12 protein-coding genes and 2 pseudogenes are annotated in these 18,552 nt (G+C 48.2%); 9 read left to right on the forward strand and 5 right to left on the reverse strand.

The annotated features are described in order from the left end of the window. Window positions 1-202 precede the first annotated feature (202 nt). The gene (locus M1D61_RS10450; RefSeq protein ID WP_458122274.1) at window positions 203-727 is read left to right on the forward strand and encodes an SMI1/KNR4 family protein; all 525 of its coding nucleotides are present in this window, start codon (window positions 203-205) and stop codon (window positions 725-727) included. 44 nt (window positions 728-771) lie between these two features. Further along, window positions 772-1,176, forward strand: a complete 405-nt coding sequence (locus M1D61_RS10455) for a YxiJ family protein (RefSeq protein WP_458122275.1) — start codon at window positions 772-774, stop codon at window positions 1,174-1,176. Between the two features lie 245 nt (window positions 1,177-1,421). On the opposite strand, the gene M1D61_RS10460 is transcribed toward M1D61_RS10455, so the two are convergent. Further along, entirely contained in the window at window positions 1,422-2,336 is a 915-nt protein-coding gene (locus M1D61_RS10460) for a phosphotransferase (RefSeq protein ID WP_458122276.1), read from the reverse strand. Window positions 2,337-2,413: 77 nt separating this feature from the next. Beyond that, a pseudogene (locus M1D61_RS10465) lies at window positions 2,414-2,989 on the reverse strand (IS1595 family transposase); the annotation flags it as partial. A gap of 341 nt (window positions 2,990-3,330) precedes the next feature. Here M1D61_RS10465 and M1D61_RS10470 point away from each other — a divergent pair. Together M1D61_RS10470 and M1D61_RS10475 are read left to right on the forward strand one after the other, a co-directional pair. Next, window positions 3,331-4,530 (forward strand): GTP-binding protein, encoded by a 1,200-nt coding sequence (locus M1D61_RS10470; RefSeq protein WP_458122277.1) that lies wholly within the window; start codon window positions 3,331-3,333, stop codon window positions 4,528-4,530. Between the two features lie 49 nt (window positions 4,531-4,579). After that, window positions 4,580-5,407, forward strand: coding sequence for an AAA family ATPase (locus M1D61_RS10475; RefSeq protein ID WP_458122278.1), 828 nt, complete (start codon window positions 4,580-4,582; stop codon window positions 5,405-5,407). 155 nt (window positions 5,408-5,562) lie between these two features. Here the strand turns inward: M1D61_RS10475 and M1D61_RS10480 are convergent, their stop codons facing one another. Continuing rightward, window positions 5,563-6,042 carry a hypothetical protein gene (locus M1D61_RS10480; protein ID WP_458122279.1) on the reverse strand — a complete coding sequence of 160 codons (480 nt, stop codon included), beginning with the start codon at window positions 6,040-6,042 and terminating at the stop codon, window positions 5,563-5,565. A gap of 403 nt (window positions 6,043-6,445) precedes the next feature. Continuing rightward, window positions 6,446-8,167 (reverse strand): annotated as a pseudogene (locus tag M1D61_RS10485) (alpha-amylase family glycosyl hydrolase); the annotation flags it as partial. Between the two features lie 836 nt (window positions 8,168-9,003). Here M1D61_RS10485 and M1D61_RS10490 point away from each other — a divergent pair. After that, the gene (locus M1D61_RS10490) at window positions 9,004-11,070 is read left to right on the forward strand and encodes a hypothetical protein (RefSeq protein ID WP_458122280.1); all 2,067 of its coding nucleotides are present in this window, start codon (window positions 9,004-9,006) and stop codon (window positions 11,068-11,070) included. Between the two features lie 108 nt (window positions 11,071-11,178). Here M1D61_RS10490 and M1D61_RS10495 read toward each other — a convergent pair whose 3' ends face one another. After that, entirely contained in the window at window positions 11,179-11,601 is a 423-nt protein-coding gene (locus M1D61_RS10495; RefSeq protein WP_458122281.1) for a hypothetical protein, read from the reverse strand. A gap of 442 nt (window positions 11,602-12,043) precedes the next feature. Here M1D61_RS10495 and M1D61_RS10500 point away from each other — a divergent pair, with 442 nt between their 5' ends. From M1D61_RS10500 to narI, 4 genes are read left to right on the forward strand one after another with little or no spacing between them, the layout of a single operon-like run. Further along, on the forward strand, window positions 12,044-15,718 hold the full coding sequence (locus tag M1D61_RS10500; RefSeq protein WP_458122282.1) for a nitrate reductase subunit alpha: 3,675 nt from the start codon (window positions 12,044-12,046) through the stop codon (window positions 15,716-15,718). Continuing rightward, the gene (gene narH, locus M1D61_RS10505) at window positions 15,708-17,285 is read left to right on the forward strand and encodes a nitrate reductase subunit beta (protein ID WP_458122283.1); all 1,578 of its coding nucleotides are present in this window, start codon (window positions 15,708-15,710) and stop codon (window positions 17,283-17,285) included. Before M1D61_RS10500 ends, narH begins: the two co-directional genes overlap by 11 nt. Next, window positions 17,278-17,853, forward strand: a complete 576-nt coding sequence (gene narJ, locus M1D61_RS10510) for a nitrate reductase molybdenum cofactor assembly chaperone (protein ID WP_458122284.1) — start codon at window positions 17,278-17,280, stop codon at window positions 17,851-17,853. Before narH ends, narJ begins: the two co-directional genes overlap by 8 nt. Then, on the forward strand, window positions 17,840-18,526 hold the full coding sequence (gene narI / locus M1D61_RS10515; protein WP_458122285.1) for a respiratory nitrate reductase subunit gamma: 687 nt from the start codon (window positions 17,840-17,842) through the stop codon (window positions 18,524-18,526). The genes narJ and narI overlap by 14 nt, the downstream gene beginning before the upstream one ends. The last annotated feature ends 26 nt before the right edge of the window (window positions 18,527-18,552 follow it).

The raw sequence follows: 18,552 nt of genomic DNA on the forward strand, positions 1-18,552 counted from the left end.
ATAGCAATGAATACCAGGGTTACCAGACTGAAAAAAATATTTCAATAGATGAAAAATTCATAATAATAAACCCAAAAACCTGAAAAAAAGAAATTATAAATTCCTGCATTCATAACGTCAATATTATTTTCATGGCAGCTTGCTCATTGTACAGCTGTCGTATTACGATACAGAGAATAGAATAATGAGAGGGGATGCATTAGTGGGAATAGAACAGGCGGTGGAACTCTGGCAGAATGTGATCACAGCAGCCATAACAAAGAAAGGCGGCAAAGAAGAAGATCTTCAGCTTTTGCCCGGCGTGGATGAGCAGGCATGGGACCCAATCGCAGAGAGTATGAAATTGGAGATTCCTGCTGAGATCAAGGCATTTTACCAGGTATATGCCGGACAGCGAGATGAGATGGGTGTGACTCCATTTGTACGCAATCTGACGCTGCTGCCGATAGATTCCATTTTAGAACAGTGGCAGTTTCTAAATGAAGAGGTCGAGCTGGATGAGATGGAAGTAGATAATGGCCCGGGAGTCAGACCTGTAGTATGGAGCCCGGCCTGGGTTCCGGTAGCGACGAACGGAGCAGGCGACTATCTCTGCCTGGACACCGATCCGGATCAGGGTGGTACGTATGGACAGGTGCTGTATTACTGGCATGACTGGGAAGACCGCTGCGTAGAGGCGGAGAGCTGGTTTGCCTTTATTGAGTTATGTTTGGCAGAAGAGGATTAAGCAGTGAAATTCATATAAGGTCATGGATGACCAGGTGATTGCAGATGAGTATACAGACGGTTTTGGAAGAGATTCAGCAGTTGTACACAGAGGAATATGAGACATTGGCTTTTTACGAAGAATGGGTCTGGTTGCAGCAGGACTTTGCGGAGGAGTTCAAGCAGCACGCAGCTGATGAGATTATCAATGCGGACTTCGGTACCTACGAATCATTGATCGTAGGGCTGGCGAGCCGTCGGACCGGGGAGCGGCTGGCAGATGCGCTGGAACGTTATAAATACAAGCAGTGGCTGGAAAAGTCTTTTTATGATTGCTATCCGAAGTACCGGTTTTTGGAAAGGTATGATTTGTCGGGGTATCCGAAGATGCATAAGACGATGATGGCATTGGGGCGGATACGGATGAAGCTATTGCAACTGGTTCGGCTGTTGGATTCCAGCGCTACATAGGAAAATAGGTAAAGACGGACGGAATTGTACGCAATTTCTACTTTAAAAAAGGCTGTGTTAAATTCTAATGTTGATATTTGACCATAAGAAAACCGCCTTCGTTGAAAAGGCGGTTTATTGCTATTGTGTCCCGTTAGCGTAACGACTTACTCTGTTGAATTTCGTGTTCCTCAACATAAAGCGGCATCAGAGAAGGCGGATCGTACCTATGGCCGTAGCCCCATAGTCACAACGAAATAATGAGCCTAATCCGACAGCGCCCGCATGATGTTGGATTTTGCCTCTGCCGCAATCACTTCATTCCCGTCATCGACCGCTTGCATCAAGATCAGTACGGGGATGTATACCGCGATCAGCCGCGCCAGCAGCTTCGTTTCCTCGTCCGCTCCTCCGTACATTTCAAAAAACACGCCGCGAGCATAAGATGGTAAAAAGCTATAAGCAACGCTCAAATCGCAAGCCGGATGACCTACGCTCAGATCGCCCCAATCAATGATGCCGGAAACGATCCCGTTCTCATTCACAAGCATATTTTTGAAATGAAGATCGCCATGCAGCAGTGCATTCACCGCCTCTACACGGTCTTTTTGCAGCCTGCTAATATACGCTTCGATCACACCGGACTCCTCCGGCGACAAATGTTCAACCACCTTCGTTAGAAAGCCCTCCAATTTCACTTTGCGCGATGCGATGTCCGTCAAGCTTCGATGATCTTGCTGAACTCCGTACTTCAGCGCCGCCTGCACCGGAAACTCATGCAATCTCCGCAAAAATTTTGCCAGCGTCTCTGCCGATAAAGCCCGGCGTTCTTCCGTCAAACCGATGGGGAAATCTCCTGGCACGTAAGCATAGCCAAGAAATGGTGCCGGGTATTCGTCACTTGCTTCGCCATAAAACAATGGTTTCGGATAGGGGATGGTCATATATGCCTCCAGCTTCGGCAGCAGCTTTCCTTCCATACGAATCGAGCCAACTGCAATGGTTCTTCTTGGAAACCGAAACACGTACTCGTCACCGATAAGAAAAACCGTATTGTCCCAGCCCCAGCCCAATCGTTTCACTTGCTTCGATGACAGCTGAGGAAATTGTCTGCCGATCAGCATTTGGGCCTGCTCTTCGTTAATCTCCCACTCCGCATCCCATACATTCGTTCCTCCCATGAAATGTCTGCCTCCTCGTTCCTTACTTTATCTAGATGTTTACATTTCCTGAAAGTTACACATAACTGTCTGTTAGCTTAAAAAGAATAAGCAGAAAGCCGAAGTTTGGTGTTCGTGTCGGTCACAGTAAACCGGCACGATTTGACAACATATTTTTCTTATTCGATGCGGTATTCTTATATTCCTTGCTGCCTAAGTAACGAAACCACGCCAAGTGATTCTGCAAATACTTTGTTGCAACACCATTGAAGCGATCTCTTCAATCGGCTGTGGTAGCTGTTTACGTTTTGGATAGGGTACACGCCTTTCACGCGTTGTTTTCCGTCGGACTTGAATCGGTAATGAGTCATGACTTTTGAATTCGCACAGGAGCTAGATGCCCTCCATGAATCAGTGCATAATGCGTTTGAGTCAGATAGATGGGCACCAATTGCTTCGTCTAATTTTGTAGCCCGAATACGTCCACGCCCAAGTACGCCAGAGTAAGTCATTTTCTGACGGTCACGGGCAACCAGCACACACACTTGATCGTGGCTTATACCACGATATTTCGATTTGCCGCCACGTTTACGTGGCTTGCGTTCGGCAATATTTCGCTTGTCCTTTTGCGAGTAAAGAAAGTAGGTCTCGTCCATTTTAACAATATCTTGAAATGCTGTAAGGTTAGTTTTCGTTATTGTAATTTTGATATTTCTAGCTACTGTTCATTTCATAAATTCCCATGCAACTTCCAACTTTCTCTTGTATAAATACAGCTTTATGTGGTTCTTATTCATTATATATTATAGTTCTTTAGAATCGCATAGTTGACAAAACAGACAAACAAGCATATATTTTTACCTATTAATCGTAATAATTACTATTAAATAAAATAATCGATTGGATACCTCATGAATGATCCCTACAAGGCGGAGTGCATCAACCCAACATCCATTCTATCCACTGTACTCAGCCGGATCATTACCTGTCGATCCAAACGCTAAGGAGAATGAATATGACTGTAAAACAACTGCCGGTAACGGTATTAAGCGGCTATCTCGGAGCAGGCAAGACGACGGTGCTCAACCATGTACTGAACAATCGTCAGGGACTCAAGGTGGCGGTGATTGTCAATGATATGAGCGAGATCAATATCGATGCGGCCCTGGTCAAGGAACAGGGGGCATTGTCGCGTACAGACGAGAAGCTGGTGGAGATGTCCAACGGATGCATCTGCTGCACCCTGCGTGACGATCTGCTGCAGGAAGTGCAGAAGCTGGCGCTGGAAGGACGGTTTGATTATATCCTGATCGAATCGACGGGCATCAGTGAACCGGTACCGATCGCGCAGACATTTACGTATGCGAATGAGGAACTGGGCATCGACCTGACGGAATTGGCACGGCTCGACTGCATGGTAACGGTCGTGGATGCCAACCGGTTCTGGCATGATTATGAATCCGGGGAGACGCTGCTGGATCGCAACCAGGCGACCGATAGTGAAGATACCCGCGATGTAGTGGATCTGCTGATCGACCAGATTGAGACCTGTGATGTACTGCTGCTCAACAAGTGCGATCTAGTGGAGCCGCAGGAGCTGGAGCGATTGGAGCAGGTTATTCGCCAGCTGCAGCCAAGCGCGCGCATCATCCGTACGAGTAACGGACAGGTCGATCCGGCAGCCATTTTGAATACGGGATTATTCGATTTTGAGAAGACGAGTCAATCGGCAGGCTGGATACGTGAGCTTGAAATGGATGAACATACGCCGGAGACGGAAGAGTATGGGATTAGCTCCTTTGTGTATCGGCGGCGGGCTCCATTTCATCCGGAGCGTCTGGCTGCATACATGAGTTACTGGCCGGAGCAGGTCGTACGCGCCAAAGGTCTGGTCTGGCTGGCAGCCGAAGGCGATCTGGCGGCAAGTCTGAGTCAGGCCGGTCCGTCTATCCAGTTTGGACCTGCAGGTCAGTGGGTGGCTGGGCTGCCAGTGGAGGAACAGCAGACCATTCTGGAAGAAGAACCGGATGTGCGTGAGCGCTGGGACGAGCAGTGGGGAGACCGTCTGACTGAACTGGTCATGATCGGGATCGGTATGGATCGGGCTGAACTGGAAGCGGAACTGGATGAGTGTCTGTTAAGCGACGAAGAGCTGGAGCAGGACTGGAGCGCTTTTACCAATCCGCTGCCATGGCCGGTGCAGATACAACAGTAACGATAGTGATTGTTACCATTCCATAACCTACAAGGAGTGCATAATCCCCATGAGTAAAAATAGACGCAACTATGGCAAAATGCCGCTTACCAAAGGCATCGAGATGGCTTCGGTGTACAGTGTCAAGGAATGCGGCCAGCGAGCCCGGCATATTGTATTGTCTCCCGAGAACAGGCTGATCACCAGCGAATTTCTGAAGATTATTGATATGAAAGAACAATTTGCGGTCCATGATGTACCGGTACCCAACAAAATCATGATGTTCGGTCCGCCGGGAACCGGCAAGACGCTGACAGCGTTTCATCTGGCTCATCAGCTGGAACTGCCGCTGGTCACGGTAAGGCTAGATGCACTGATTCATGCGCATCTGGGCGAGACCGGCAGTAATGTACGCAAAATCTTTGAGTATGCACGAATCGAGCCATGTGTGCTGTTTATGGATGAATTTGATGCGGTAGCCCGTACGAGGGATAATAACGATGAGGTCAAGGAAATGGCCCGCGTGGTCAATACGCTGCTGCAGTGTCTGGATGAATTCCCGGAGCACTGCATTTTCATCGCAGCGACCAATCTGGAGACCGAGCTGGATAATGCGATCTGGCGGCGATTTGATACCAAGATGGTATATGGCAATCCAGCAGCAGAACTGCGGCTGGAATATATGAAACGATTGTGTGGAGAATTTCCATGTGAGTCCGGGCTGCTGGCATGGGCCAGCGCAGAGATGGAAGGATGCAGCTACGCAGATATGGAGCAGATCATGCTCAAAGCCAAGCGCAAAGCCATTATCGATGATATTCCGATCTCCCGGCTGCTGATCGAATTGTCCATTCAGGAGTACCGTCCATATCATCTGATTGCTTCCACGCAGGGCTAACGATAATAAATTTGGGGAGAGCGAGGAAATAGACAAAATCAGCGTTTGGCAATATAAACGCGGGGTACAATAAAAAATGCTTTTTGCGGAGCAAATAGCTTACATTTAAAAACTCATCTGGCTACGAATGAGCATTCTCCCTGTGCAGCAGCAGTTTATTCCATCAGTTGAAGTTTGAAGTTTGTCCCGTCAATCTGTATGAGCAGATTCTGTTCCGTCAGATATTCAAAAAGATGAAAAATAGTCGCAAAATCAACCGTGTCGATCAGACGTACCACTACCTGGGCAGCCGGGAGATGAAGCAGAAATGAACTGAAAAAAGCGGCATCAATCCGGGTGCTGTCATACATATTGACTTCGATCGGCAGGCCGCTGTCGCTGATAAACAGGCAGTGATCCCCATGGGGATCGATATTCCAGTACTGACCTTTGTACCAGATGGGCTTCAGATTGTCCATTTCCACAATCCGCTCCATTACTTTCTCAAAAGAAGGGAGTTCCTGTTCGTTGGAAGGCATATTAATATATTCAGCGGTCAAAAGAGACTCGCATAACTGCTGGGCCATTCGTGTATAAAGTTCGGTAAACCGGACCGTCTCCTGGACAATCTCCGGCGTAAAGGGCTGGGTAATCATGTTGTAGGGCCTCCTGTAAATTTCCTGTAAGTTTGACGATAGTACTGACTGATCCCCCATTATACCATGCGATCTTATAATAAGGGGCAAAGATCTGAAAATGGGAGACGTTAGGCTTATGGACTATATTAAATACAGAGAAAAAGTCAAAGCGGAGATCGAGTGCAGGGACTCACATCCGTGCTCAATGTTCGCATAGGAGACGACTGTAGAGCAGTTGTTATGGATTCATAAACAGCAGCAAGCAGATCGAGTTAAAAAGAAAAGCAGCAGAACCGTCGAGTGAAGGTTCTGCTGCTTTTTCATTGTACCCCGCGTTTATACTGCCAAACGCTAAAGGTAAGCTATTTTGCTTTGCAAAAAGCATTTTTTCATTGTACCTCGCGTTTATACTGCCAAACGCTTATTTTGTCAGGATTTTTACTTCTTTTGCTCCCAGGGTTATGTTGATCGACCCACCGTTAACCGTAACGGAATCGGTACCCATCTGGTTTTTCAGCACGGTGCCGTTGCCGAAGTTATCCAGATTCGGGATGGTGCGGGTCTCGCTACCCCAGGAGTTGTTGATCAGGACAACGACTTCATCGGTACCGCTGGAGCGTTGATACGCATAAACGGTAGTGTCCGCCCATTTTTCTTTTTGCGAACCGTTTTGCAAAGCTGGGTGGCTGTTGCGGATTGCGTTTACTTTGGCGATATATTTGTACAGTTCGTTATTTGTATCAAACTTCATATCTTCGCGGTTGGCTGGATCGTCACCGCCGCTGAAGCCCTGCTCGGTGCCCTGGTACACAATCGGAATACCACGAGAAGTCAGCAGGAAGCCGAGTGCTGCTTTAAGCTGAGGCCACTTATCGGAATTGGCTCCCGGTTTGCCTGTCGCTTCGTTCAGGAAGCGCTTCACATCATGGTTATCGAGGAATGTGCCGTTCAGGTTTGGATTTTTGTAACGAGAATCCTGAGTATAACGTTCTTTAATCAGGTTCATGGAACCGTCTTTGGCAAATACGTCACGCATGGTGTAGTACATCGGGAAATCGAGTACGGCATCGAGATAGTTGCTGTAGTCGCCGACATAGACCGGATCGCCATGGAATACTTCACCGATTGTAAATGTATTGACGGCACTGTCAAAGTCTTTGAGGAATGGCTTGGGTACATGTTTGGCTGTATCCACGCGCAGGCCGTCTACATTGGACTGCTGGATAATCCATTTGCCCCAGTTTTTCAGCTCGGTCGCAACTGCAGGGTTCTCCTGTTTCAGATCGTCGAGACCGGCGACGTCGCCATTTTCGATACGGGACTGATTGTTGGAGTTGTAATCGTTCTGGGTAATCTCACCGGCATTGTGATACCAGTCAGGCTTGTCAAATGGTGCTTTGGCTGTGCCGTTACCTGGCATGAAGTCGCCGGTATGGTTGACCACGACATCCAGCATCACAGCAATATTTTTGCTGTGTGCGGTTTTGACCAGTTCCTGGAACTTGGCCATGTTACCAAGGTGACCATCAACAGAGTAGAAGTCATACGTATGATAGCCATGATAAGCGGCTACGCTCTTTTGCATGGTTACAGGCGTGATCCAGATAGCGGTGAAACCCATGTTTTTGATGTAGTCGAGGCGGTTGATAATACCCTGGAAGTCACCACCATGCCACTGAATCGGTTGGCTTTTGTTGGAGTTGAAGCCGCCGTAGTTATCATTGCTGGTATCGCCATTGTCGAAGCGATCTGTCATGATAAAGTAGATACTGCGCTTGCTCCAATCCACCGGTCCAAAATTATCCGCTAACGGTGGAGTCGTCGGATCGGTTGGTGTTACCGTTTCACTCGGTGCACCGGTAGTAATGGTACCTGCTGCATTGTTGGCACCAGGTACATAAGTGGATGTACCTGTTTTGAAAAAATAGTTTTTGGAACCATTGTTATCCCATGTGCCGGTACCATTGTTGAATACCGCTTCCAGCTCGGTATACGCACCAATATTGATTGTAGTTTTGGCATATCCGTTTACTTCGGCATCTGCCATCTTCACGCCCGGGGCTGCTGTCCATTTACCATCGGCCTGACGGTAATGTATGTACGGAGCGGCAAAGCCCTTTTTGTAATATACGGTTACCGAATTATCCGCTGCATGGGTGGTATACCCACCGATAGCAGAGAGCATCGACACCAGCAGCATCATTGCAAACAGAATGGATGCCCATTTCTTAAAATTCACTTTACCAGGTAACAAATAAACCAGTCCTCCTTGATAGTCATTTGTGCAAACGTTTACGCAACTCATTATAAGATAACGCTTACAAAAAAGAAATAAGGAATATATATAAAGATTTGGATGATTATTGAATTTGAAATAAAGATAAAACCAGGTCGTTCAATATTCTTATATTACTTATAAGTACCATAAGCTGAAATTGATTTAAAAGGATAGGGAAAACGAACGAAAACTTCCGCTTAACATGATCTTGAATTAGCAGGATTCATGTTATAATTTCCACTACAAGCCGGTACAAAGCGTTTGAGCAAGAATGGTCCCTCAAGAGTATTTACTTGTCGTCTCTTGATAACGGATTTAATAAGGCTGGAAACGACATGAACTTAACAGGAAGCGGGTTGATTATCATCATTCTATTTTTCTGTTTTTCAATAAATATTCACTGACATGTATATAACATTAACGAGCTACTGGTCCAAAAAACAAAGAATATAATTTTAATTTAAAATAAAATGGAATCGTTTTTTGTGGAATTGTTTGCACAAATATAAAAATATAGATCCAAATTATATAATATATGGTAAAAGAGTAATGAATTTAATATGATGTACTCAACAGTCCATGACTGTATCCCGGAGAATAAGATGGACCTGCCTGGTAGCCATACATAAGTCACTGCACCGAGCAGCCAGAACGAGATTATTCATGCAGCTTCATTGGTTCTCTGAACCTGTAGGAGGTTGATGATGAACAAAATGGTAGGTAAAGTAATGAAAATGATGGTCGGTCTGGCTCTTCTGGCAAGCCTGCTTCCATTCCCGTTGATCCATGCGGAGGAGAATGAGCAGCCGCAGCTGATTGGGCGGCCTCTCCCGCATGGCACCCGGGAAAAAAGCAGTATAGCTTATCCTCAAAGCAATATCGAACAATTGAGAGACGGGGATGTTCGCTCTGGATACAAGGTTTGGGCAGGAGGTGATCCCGTGACAGCAGACATTGAAATTCACTTCTCCGAACCATACCAGATGAACGCCATTCAACTTGTGACCGGCTCGGATACGGTAAAGCGCAACAATGTATATAAAATCTGGGGACTGAAAAATGGAGAATGGATTCCGCTAGCAGAGCGCAGCTATAACATTGAACAAGGATTCTCTTTTATACAGGAGCCGATTCCCATTGCCCCCGATTGGTATGATGGTCTAAAGTTTGATATCAAGGGAGATTGGAAAATAGATATCCGGGAAATCAATTATGATTCATCACTGCCGGCACCTACAGCTCTGCAGAGCGAAGCCGGTAACGGACAAGTACACCTCAAGTGGAATCCTGTTGAAAACGCAGATAACTATGTGATTCGTTATCGTCCCGCTCTCGATGGAAAGTACCGGGAAGTTATTGTACCGGCAACTGCCTACAGTGGGTATATCCTGACTGGACTTGAAAATACCCAGGTACAGAATTTTATTGTGGCAGCAATTCACAATGGAATACAAAGCAATTTCTCCAACCGTATATCGGCGATTCCGCTGGGTGGTTATTATTATCCCGAATATACGAGTGCAAAAGCGATAAACGGTTCTTTATATACAAATGATACAGTAAGTCATCTGATTGATGGGAATTTTAAATATCCATGGTATGGATACAGATGGAAAAGTGACAATCCTGAGAAAATAGCCGAGTTTAGTATATCCAGTCAGTATCCGATTTATATGAATGCATTGGAATTTGTAATAGAGAGCGGGAATCACGGCAAAGTGAGCTATACGATTACCGGTTATCGTAACGATGAAAAAAAGTTCAGTATAAAAGATTCACAGATTCAGACTCGTCAAAGTGCAGATTTATCTGCCCTCAAAGCAGTAGATATTCCTGACGGATCGTACGACAGAATGGATTTTACTTTCCAGAGTACTGACGATTATCTTGCTTTTTATGAAGTATTGTATCGCTCTGAACATCAAAAAATAACTTCTCAAATCAGAGCTGAGTCCGATGAAAGTCCTGACAATATAAGACTTAGCTGGGAACCTGTTGATGGCGCAGAAGGTTATAATATTACCTGGGGTTATGACCAGATGCAGACCGTACGGGTACCTGCAGAAGCTTATCGAGGATATATCATAAAGGATATCATTAATGCAGGAGAGCCGACAGATTTTAGTATCCAGGCGATCGTTGATGGAAAAGAGCAGAATTATTCCGAGCGTGTACAGGCAACACCCAAAGCTTATCCGGTTGGTGAACATGTACCGCAAGGCACCAAAGTAACGGCTAATAATGAATATAACAGTGGGGGAACAAATGGTCTGGCAAAAAGTGCAGCCGATCATAATATCAAGACGTACTGGCGCATTCCATTTCCTTATTCCAATAGTGGAATGATCAATTTTGCTTTTCCAAAGCCGGTTGATATTCATGCAGTACAGCTTGTGAACAGGCACAGTAATTTATTCACGGATAGTCCCGTAACCAGTAAGGGCGAATTCAGAACCAGCATAAAAGGCTCTCTGATCGACAAGCAAAAAATTCAGATCTACGGGCTGCAAAATGACAAGTGGATTTTGCTAAAGGATGAATATATGTATGTGCCGGAAGCAGCAGCATTCGGCAAAAATAAGCCTATTCCTGTTCGTCCAGGTAAATATGAAGGAATCATGATCTATATGGAAAGCCAAAACCGATCCTTGTATCTGCATGAACTTATGCTGTTCTACAATACCATTGATCCGGCATCTGCAGTTACGGAAGATGTATACGGAATTACCGGAGATTCTACTGTTATTGAAGATACGTATACCCAGTAACATGCGATTACAGGATACAACGAATGAAAGTGAAAAAAAGCCAGTGTAAACCGATCATCGCGGTTTGCACTGGCTTTTCATTTAATTTAATTCATGGAAAAATCCGTTTTAGAACTGTGGATATTCGGCATGGTAGTAACCAGATACCGGATTTTCGCTGGATGTGCTGATGGCGATGCGGAATTTGCCGGACTCATATCCGGATTGCAGCGTGCCATAGTATCCTTTGACAGGGCCATGAACGACGCGCACATCACGCGGTTCCCACTTGTTTTTGCTTTCATTGAAATACTCGTAGGAAACGATCATCATTTCATCTTTTTTCAGCGGCAGGTTCAGAGCCAGTTTGGTTTCGGAAGTGGCTTGGATTCCTTCAATAAACTCGATGTCCGTTGGTCCGCTCAGAGAGATGGAGCCGTTGAGGTAGACGGAATCGGAAGAGGAAGCGTTGGCAGTTCCCTGGAAAACAGGCAGAAGGCTCAGCATAAGTACAAACGCGATTACTGCAGATAGTGATTTTTTCATAGTCATCAGTAGATTCTCCTTTGTATTGGGGATTAGGGTACTTACGAATACAAAATCGTTGACCTTTCCAAATTAGAAGATAACGTTCACCATCCCACCTTTCCGAATCACCATTTGAAGCTGGCAGCACTGCTCGTATACCAATCTCGTATACCAATCTTCATGACCCCTTATAATTTACCATTAATTAAGTTAAAAAGGTAGATTATTCAAGAATAAATTTTTTAAAGTTAGTGAAATAATGTTATTTCAAATGAAATTCTAATTTTTTATATGCCTTTGCCAAGCATGAAAGGGATTTACCACAGATAAGGACATTCCCGGGCAAGCAAAGGGGATTCCCTAATGGGCATGACAGAGGATCAATTTCATAATGAAACTACCGAATGATTATACAGCCGGGTTCCGCTGTCCGTTCTGTATAACAAATAAGGAGTGTTTATCATTCATGAAACGTAAATACAAGCTGAATTTTTTCAAGCCGATTGAGAGCTACTCGGATAACTGGTCCGTTCTGGAAGAGAAGAATCGCGAATGGGAGAATATGTACCGGCAGCGCTGGTCTCATGATAAAGTCGTACGCACAACACACGGTGTGAACTGTACCGGTTCCTGCAGCTGGAAAGTATTTGTCAAAAACGGCATCATCACCTGGGAAAATCAACAGATTGATTATCCATCCTGTGGCGCCGATATGCCGGAATTCGAACCTCGCGGCTGTCCGCGTGGAGCTACATTCTCATGGTATGAATACAGTCCGCTGCGTATCAAATATCCCTATATGCGCGGCAAGCTGGTTCGTCTCTGGCAGGCCGCACTGGCCGAACATACCAACCCGGTCGATGCCTGGGCGAGTATTGTGGAAGATCCAGCCAAGGCCGACATTTACAAAAAAGCCCGCGGCAAGGGCGGTCATGTACGGGTGAGCTGGGAAGATGCGATGTACCTGATCTCTGCCCAACTCATTTACACGATCCGCAAATACGGACCTGACCGGATCGCCGGCTTCACGCCAATTCCAGCCATGTCGATGATCAGCTATGCATCGGGTGCGCGATTTATCTCTCTGCTGGGCGGACAGATGCTCAGCTTCTATGACTGGTACGCGGATCTGCCGCCGGCTTCCCCGCAAATCTGGGGCGAGCAGACGGATGTACCGGAATCTTCGGACTGGTACAATGCCGGTTATCTGATGATGTGGGGTTCCAATGTGCCGCTTACCCGGACACCGGATGCGCATTTTATGACCGAGGTTCGTTACAAAGGAACCAAGGTCGTCTCGGTCGCACCGGATCTGGCGGAAAATGTGAAATTCGCAGATAACTGGCTGGCGCCTCATCCGGGGACGGATGCTGCACTCGCACAGGCGATGACCCACGTTATTCTGGATGAATTTTACCAGCAGCGCCAGGAGCCGATGTTCCTGAACTATGCCAAGCAGTTTACGGATATGCCATTTATGATCCTGCTGGACCCTCACGAAGATTCACTCAAAGGAGGACGTTTCCTGCGGGCCAGTGATCTGGGCAATGATTCCGAGCATGCCGATTGGAAGCCGATTATTTATGACCAGACAGCAGGTAAGCTAATCGTACCAAACGGAACGATGGGCCAGCGCTGGGAAAAGGATGCGAAGTGGAACCTGATTCTCGAACGTGAAGACGGAACTGTAATTGAACCGGCACTGAGTGTAGACGGACCGGATGCAGAGTGGCTGGAAGTCGTCTTCCCTTACTTTGACAACAGTGGGAATGGCATCTTCAAACGCGTGATTCCGGCGCAGAAAATCACACTGGCGGATGGAACACAGCGCTACATTGCAACCGTCTACGACCTGATGATGAGTCAGTACGGTATCGCACGTACAGACAGCGAACATAATGCACGCGGGTATGACGATGCCGATTCGTATTACACGCCGGCCTGGCAGGAGAAGATTACCAGCGTCAAAGCTTCGGTAGTCGTACAGATTGCCCGCGAATTCGCCCAGAATTCACTCGTTACCGGCGGACGTTCGATGATCATTATGGGCGCCGGCATCAACCACTGGTTCAACAGTGATACCATTTACCGGGCGATTCTGAATCTGGTTGTACTGACCGCTTCACAGGGTGTGAACGGCGGCGGCTGGGCGCATTATGTCGGTCAGGAGAAATGCCGTCCGATCGAAGGATGGTCGACTGTTGCCTTTGCCAAAGACTGGCAGGGACCGGCGCGTCTGCAAAATGCGACTTCTTTCTTCTACTTTGCGACCGATCAGTGGAAATATGAAGAAAGCGGTGTAGATTCACTCAAGTCCCCGGTAGGCGGAGAAGTGAATTATCAGCATCCGGCAGATTATAATGTGCTGGCTGCACGTCTGGGCTGGCTGCCATCGTATCCGCAGTTTAACAAAAACAGCCTGCTGTTCGCAGAAGAAGCGGCGCAGGAAGGGCTGAAGACCAATAAAGAGATTATCAAGCGCTCCGTGGAGCAGATCACGTCGCGTCAGACACGATTTGCCGTGGAAGATCCGGATGCGCCGGAGAACTTTCCGCGTTCGCTGTTCATCTGGCGCTCTAACCTGATCTCCAGTTCCGCCAAAGGGCAGGAATACTTTATGAAGCATCTGCTCGGCGCTTCCGATGATCTGCTGGCGACTCCAAATGAAGAGGACAAGCCGGAAGAGATTGTCTGGCGTGAAGATACACAGGGCAAGCTCGATCTGATGGTGGCGCTGGACTTCCGCATGACGACGACGCCGCTGTATGCGGATATCGTCCTGCCGGCAGCAACATGGTATGAGAAGACCGATCTGTCTTCCACCGATATGCATCCATTTGTCCATCCATTCAATCCGGCGGTCAATCCGCTGTGGGAATCCCGGTCCGATTGGGATATCTACCGTGGTCTGGCGGAGACATTCTCGGATATGGCCAAAACATATCTGCCGGGTGTATACAAGGATCTCGTAACGGCGCCGCTCGGTCATGACTCCATGGGAGAGATTTCACAGCCAATGGGAATGGTCAAAGACTGGGCCAAAGGCGAAGTCGACGCAATCCCGGGCAAGACGATGCCAAGCTTCAGCATCGTCGAACGTGACTATACCAAAATTCATGATAAATACGTATCGCTCGGACCGAATCTGGCGATCGGCAAGACCGGCGCACACGGAGTAAGCTTCTCCGTAGCCGAAGAGTACGAGGAACTGAAACGTCTGAATGGCGTGTATTACGACGAGACGGTCAAGGATGGACTGCCCAAGCTGCAGACCGCCCGCCAGGTCGCCGATACGATCCTGCATCTGTCCTCTGCGACCAATGGACGTGTCTCCCAGAAAGCCTATGCACAGGCAGAGCTGGATTCCGGTGTGGAACTGCGCGATATCTCCGCCGACCGGGCAGCCGAGAAGATCACATTCCAGAGCATTACCGCCCAGCCGCGTGAAGTCATTCCGACACCGGTATTCAGCGGTTCGAACAAGCAGGGACGCCGATACTCACCATTTACGACGAATATTGAACGACTGGTGCCTTTCCGGACATTGACCGGGCGTCAGCATTTCTATATTGATCATGAGATTTTCCAGCAGTTTGGCGAAGCGATGCCGGTCTACAAGCCGACCCTTCCGCCAATGGTATTCGGTCCACGTGACAAGGAGATCCGCGGCGGACAGGATGCACTCGTACTGCGCTATCTAACGCCGCATGGCAAATGGAATATTCACTCCACCTACCAGGATAACCAGCATATGCTGACCCTGTTCCGCGGCGGTCCGACGGTATGGATCAACAACGAAGATGCAGCCGCACATGATCTGAACGATAACGACTGGCTGGAAGTCTACAACCGTAATGGGGTCGTCACCGCACGCGCCGTCGTCAGCCACCGGATGCCGCGCGGCACGATGTTCATGTATCATGCGCAGGACAAGCATATCAATGTACCGGGATCGGAGATTACGGATACACGGGGCGGCAGTCATAACGCGCCGACACGCATTCATATGAAGCCGACACAGATGGTTGGTGGTTATGCGCAGCTCAGCTACGGATTCAACTATTATGGCCCGATCGGTAACCAGCGGGACGTATACGTGGCTGTCCGCAAAATGAAGGAGGTTAACTGGCTTGAAGATTAAAGCACAAGTCGCAATGGTGATGAACCTGGATAAATGTATCGGCTGTCATACGTGCAGCGTAACCTGCAAGACAACATGGACCAACCGCAAAGGTGCGGAATACATGTGGTTCAATAATGTGGAGACCAAGCCGGGCATCGGTTATCCGAAGCGCTGGGAAGATCAGGAGATCTACCGCGGCGGATGGCAGCTGCGCAAAGGCAAGCTGGAACTCAAATCCGGCAGCAAGCTGTCCAAGGTAGCACTCGGTAAAATCTTTTATAACCCGGATATGCCGGAGATGCGCGATTATTACGAGCCCTGGACCTATAACTATGAGAATCTGACCAATGCCAAAGATCAAAAGCATTCCCCGGTCGCCCGCCCGCACTCTGCGGTTACCGGCGAGAAAATGGATCTGGACTGGGGTCCCAACTGGGAAGATGATCTGGCCGGTGCACATATTACCGGTCCGCTTGATCCCAATATCGAGAAGATTGAAGAAGAGATCAAGTTTAATTTTGAAAAGTCGTTCATGGTCTATCTGCCGCGCCTGTGCGAGCACTGTCTTAATCCGAGCTGCGTCGCTTCCTGCCCGTCAGGAGCAATGTACAAACGGGATGAAGACGGCATCGTACTGGTCGACCAGGAAGCCTGCCGCGGCTGGCGGTACTGCATGACAGGCTGCCCTTACAAAAAGGTCTACTTCAACTGGCAGACCAACAAAGCCGAGAAATGCACGTTCTGCTTCCCGCGTGTGGAAGCCGGACTGCCAACCGTCTGTTCGGAGACCTGTACCGGTCGTATCCGCTATCTCGGTGTGCTGCTGTATGATGCGGATCGTGTCAGCGAAGCGGCATCCATGGAGAATGAGCAGGATCTGTACAAGGCACAATGTGATCTGTTCCTGGACCCGAATGACCCGGCCATAATCGCCCAAGCGAGAAAAGACGGCATTACCGAAGACTGGATCGACGCTGCGAAAAACTCTCCGGTGTACAAACTGGCTATCGAATACAAGCTGGCCTTCCCGCTGCATCCGGAGTATCGCACACTGCCAATGGTCTGGTATGTACCGCCGCTGAGTCCGATTATGAACTACTTTGAAGGCAAGGATTCGATCGAGAATCCGGATATGATTTTCCCGGCGATCGAAGAGATGCGTACGCCGATTCAGTATCTGGCCAATATGCTGACCGCAGGCGACACCGTAACGGTCAGGGAATCGCTGCAGCGCATGGCGATGATGCGTGCGTATATGCGTGCCAAGTCAACCGGTCAGGAATTTGATGAGAGCCGGTTGGAACGTGTCGGACTGACGATGCGCCAGACCGAGCAGATGTATCGTCTGCTGGCGATTGCCAAATATGAGGAACGATTCGTTATTCCGACCTCGCACAAGGAAGGCCATATGAATCCTTATCGTGCACAGGGTCTGGCCGGTTATAGCGATATGATGGGCAATGCCATGGGAGGCGGCGGCTGTGATGGCTGCAGCGCGATTGATTCGATGAGCTCCAACCGGGTCGACAAGGAAGGGCGTCCGGTTCATGACGAGAATTTCTACGGGGGGATCTGGCGTGATTGATCTGATGCAGCTGTATATGTATAAGCCGTCGTTTCACTTTTTTGCCCGCCAGCTGATGTATCCGGAGAAGCTGGACTTTCATCCGGATCTGCTGCAGGAATCGTTCGAATCCTCTCACCCGGGGCGCGAATATGCGCATCGGTACTGGGAGCAGATGCTGAATCTGAGCATGGAGCAGATTCAGGAGATGTATACGGAGACATTTGATTTCCAAAAAGATTGTGCGCTCTACATGACTTACTTCAAATTCGAAGAAGCCAAGGAACGCGGACAGATGCTGGCCAAGCTCAAAATTCTGTACGAGATGTTCGGTCTGGAAATGCCGGAGGGCGAGCTGCCGGATTTCCTGCCGCTGATGTGTGAATTCCTCTATGCGGCGGAATGGAAGCATGATCCACGCGCAGGCGAGAATTTTAAAATGCTGCTGGCGATTCTGGAAGATGGTACCTATCATCTTGTCAATGCGCTGGAGAAGCTGAACAGCCCTTATTATCATCTGGTCAAAGGGCTGCGTGAGACACTGAAAGCTTGTGTGAGACAGGAGGCACCAGCCCATGAGCATGACTGAGCAGTTTTTGTGGGTCATTTTCCCGTATATGTGTATGGTGATTTTTATCGTCGGTCATATTTTTCGCTATCGAACCGACCAATTTAGCTGGACGGCCAAATCGAGTGAGTTTATTGAGAAAAAGCAGCTCATGCTCGGCAGCCTGCTGTTCCATCTCGGTGTGATCCCGGTAATCCTCGGTCATGTGGCCGGTCTCGGTATACCCAAGACCTGGATGCATTCGCTCGGTGTAAGTGAGCATCTGTATCATATGGGGGCAGTATATGGCGGCGGATTTTTCGGAGTCGTGACCCTGGCAGGCATGTTCCTGCTGACGGCACGCCGGTTTACGATCCGCAGTGTACGCCGTCTGAGTACGCTGTCCGATCTGATCGTCAATGTACTGCTGCTGTTTATCGTCTTTATGGGGCTGTATGCGACTTTATTCACGAACTTTGCCCGTCCGGAATTCGACTACCGGGAGACGATCTCGGTCTGGTTTCGCGGACTGTTCATGCTGAGTCCGGACCCGGCGCTCATGCGAGATGTACCGCTTTCCTTTAAAATCCATGCATTGACCGGGTTTGCGATTTTTGCATTCTGGCCGTTCACTCGTCTGGTGCATGTGTGGAGTGTTCCATTGAATTATGTAGGCAGAAGTTATATTCTTTATAGAAGACATAAATCGAGCTGAGGAGAGAGGGCATTGCCTTCTTTCCC

Source organism: Paenibacillus sp. Z6-24 (genome assembly GCF_054161335.1).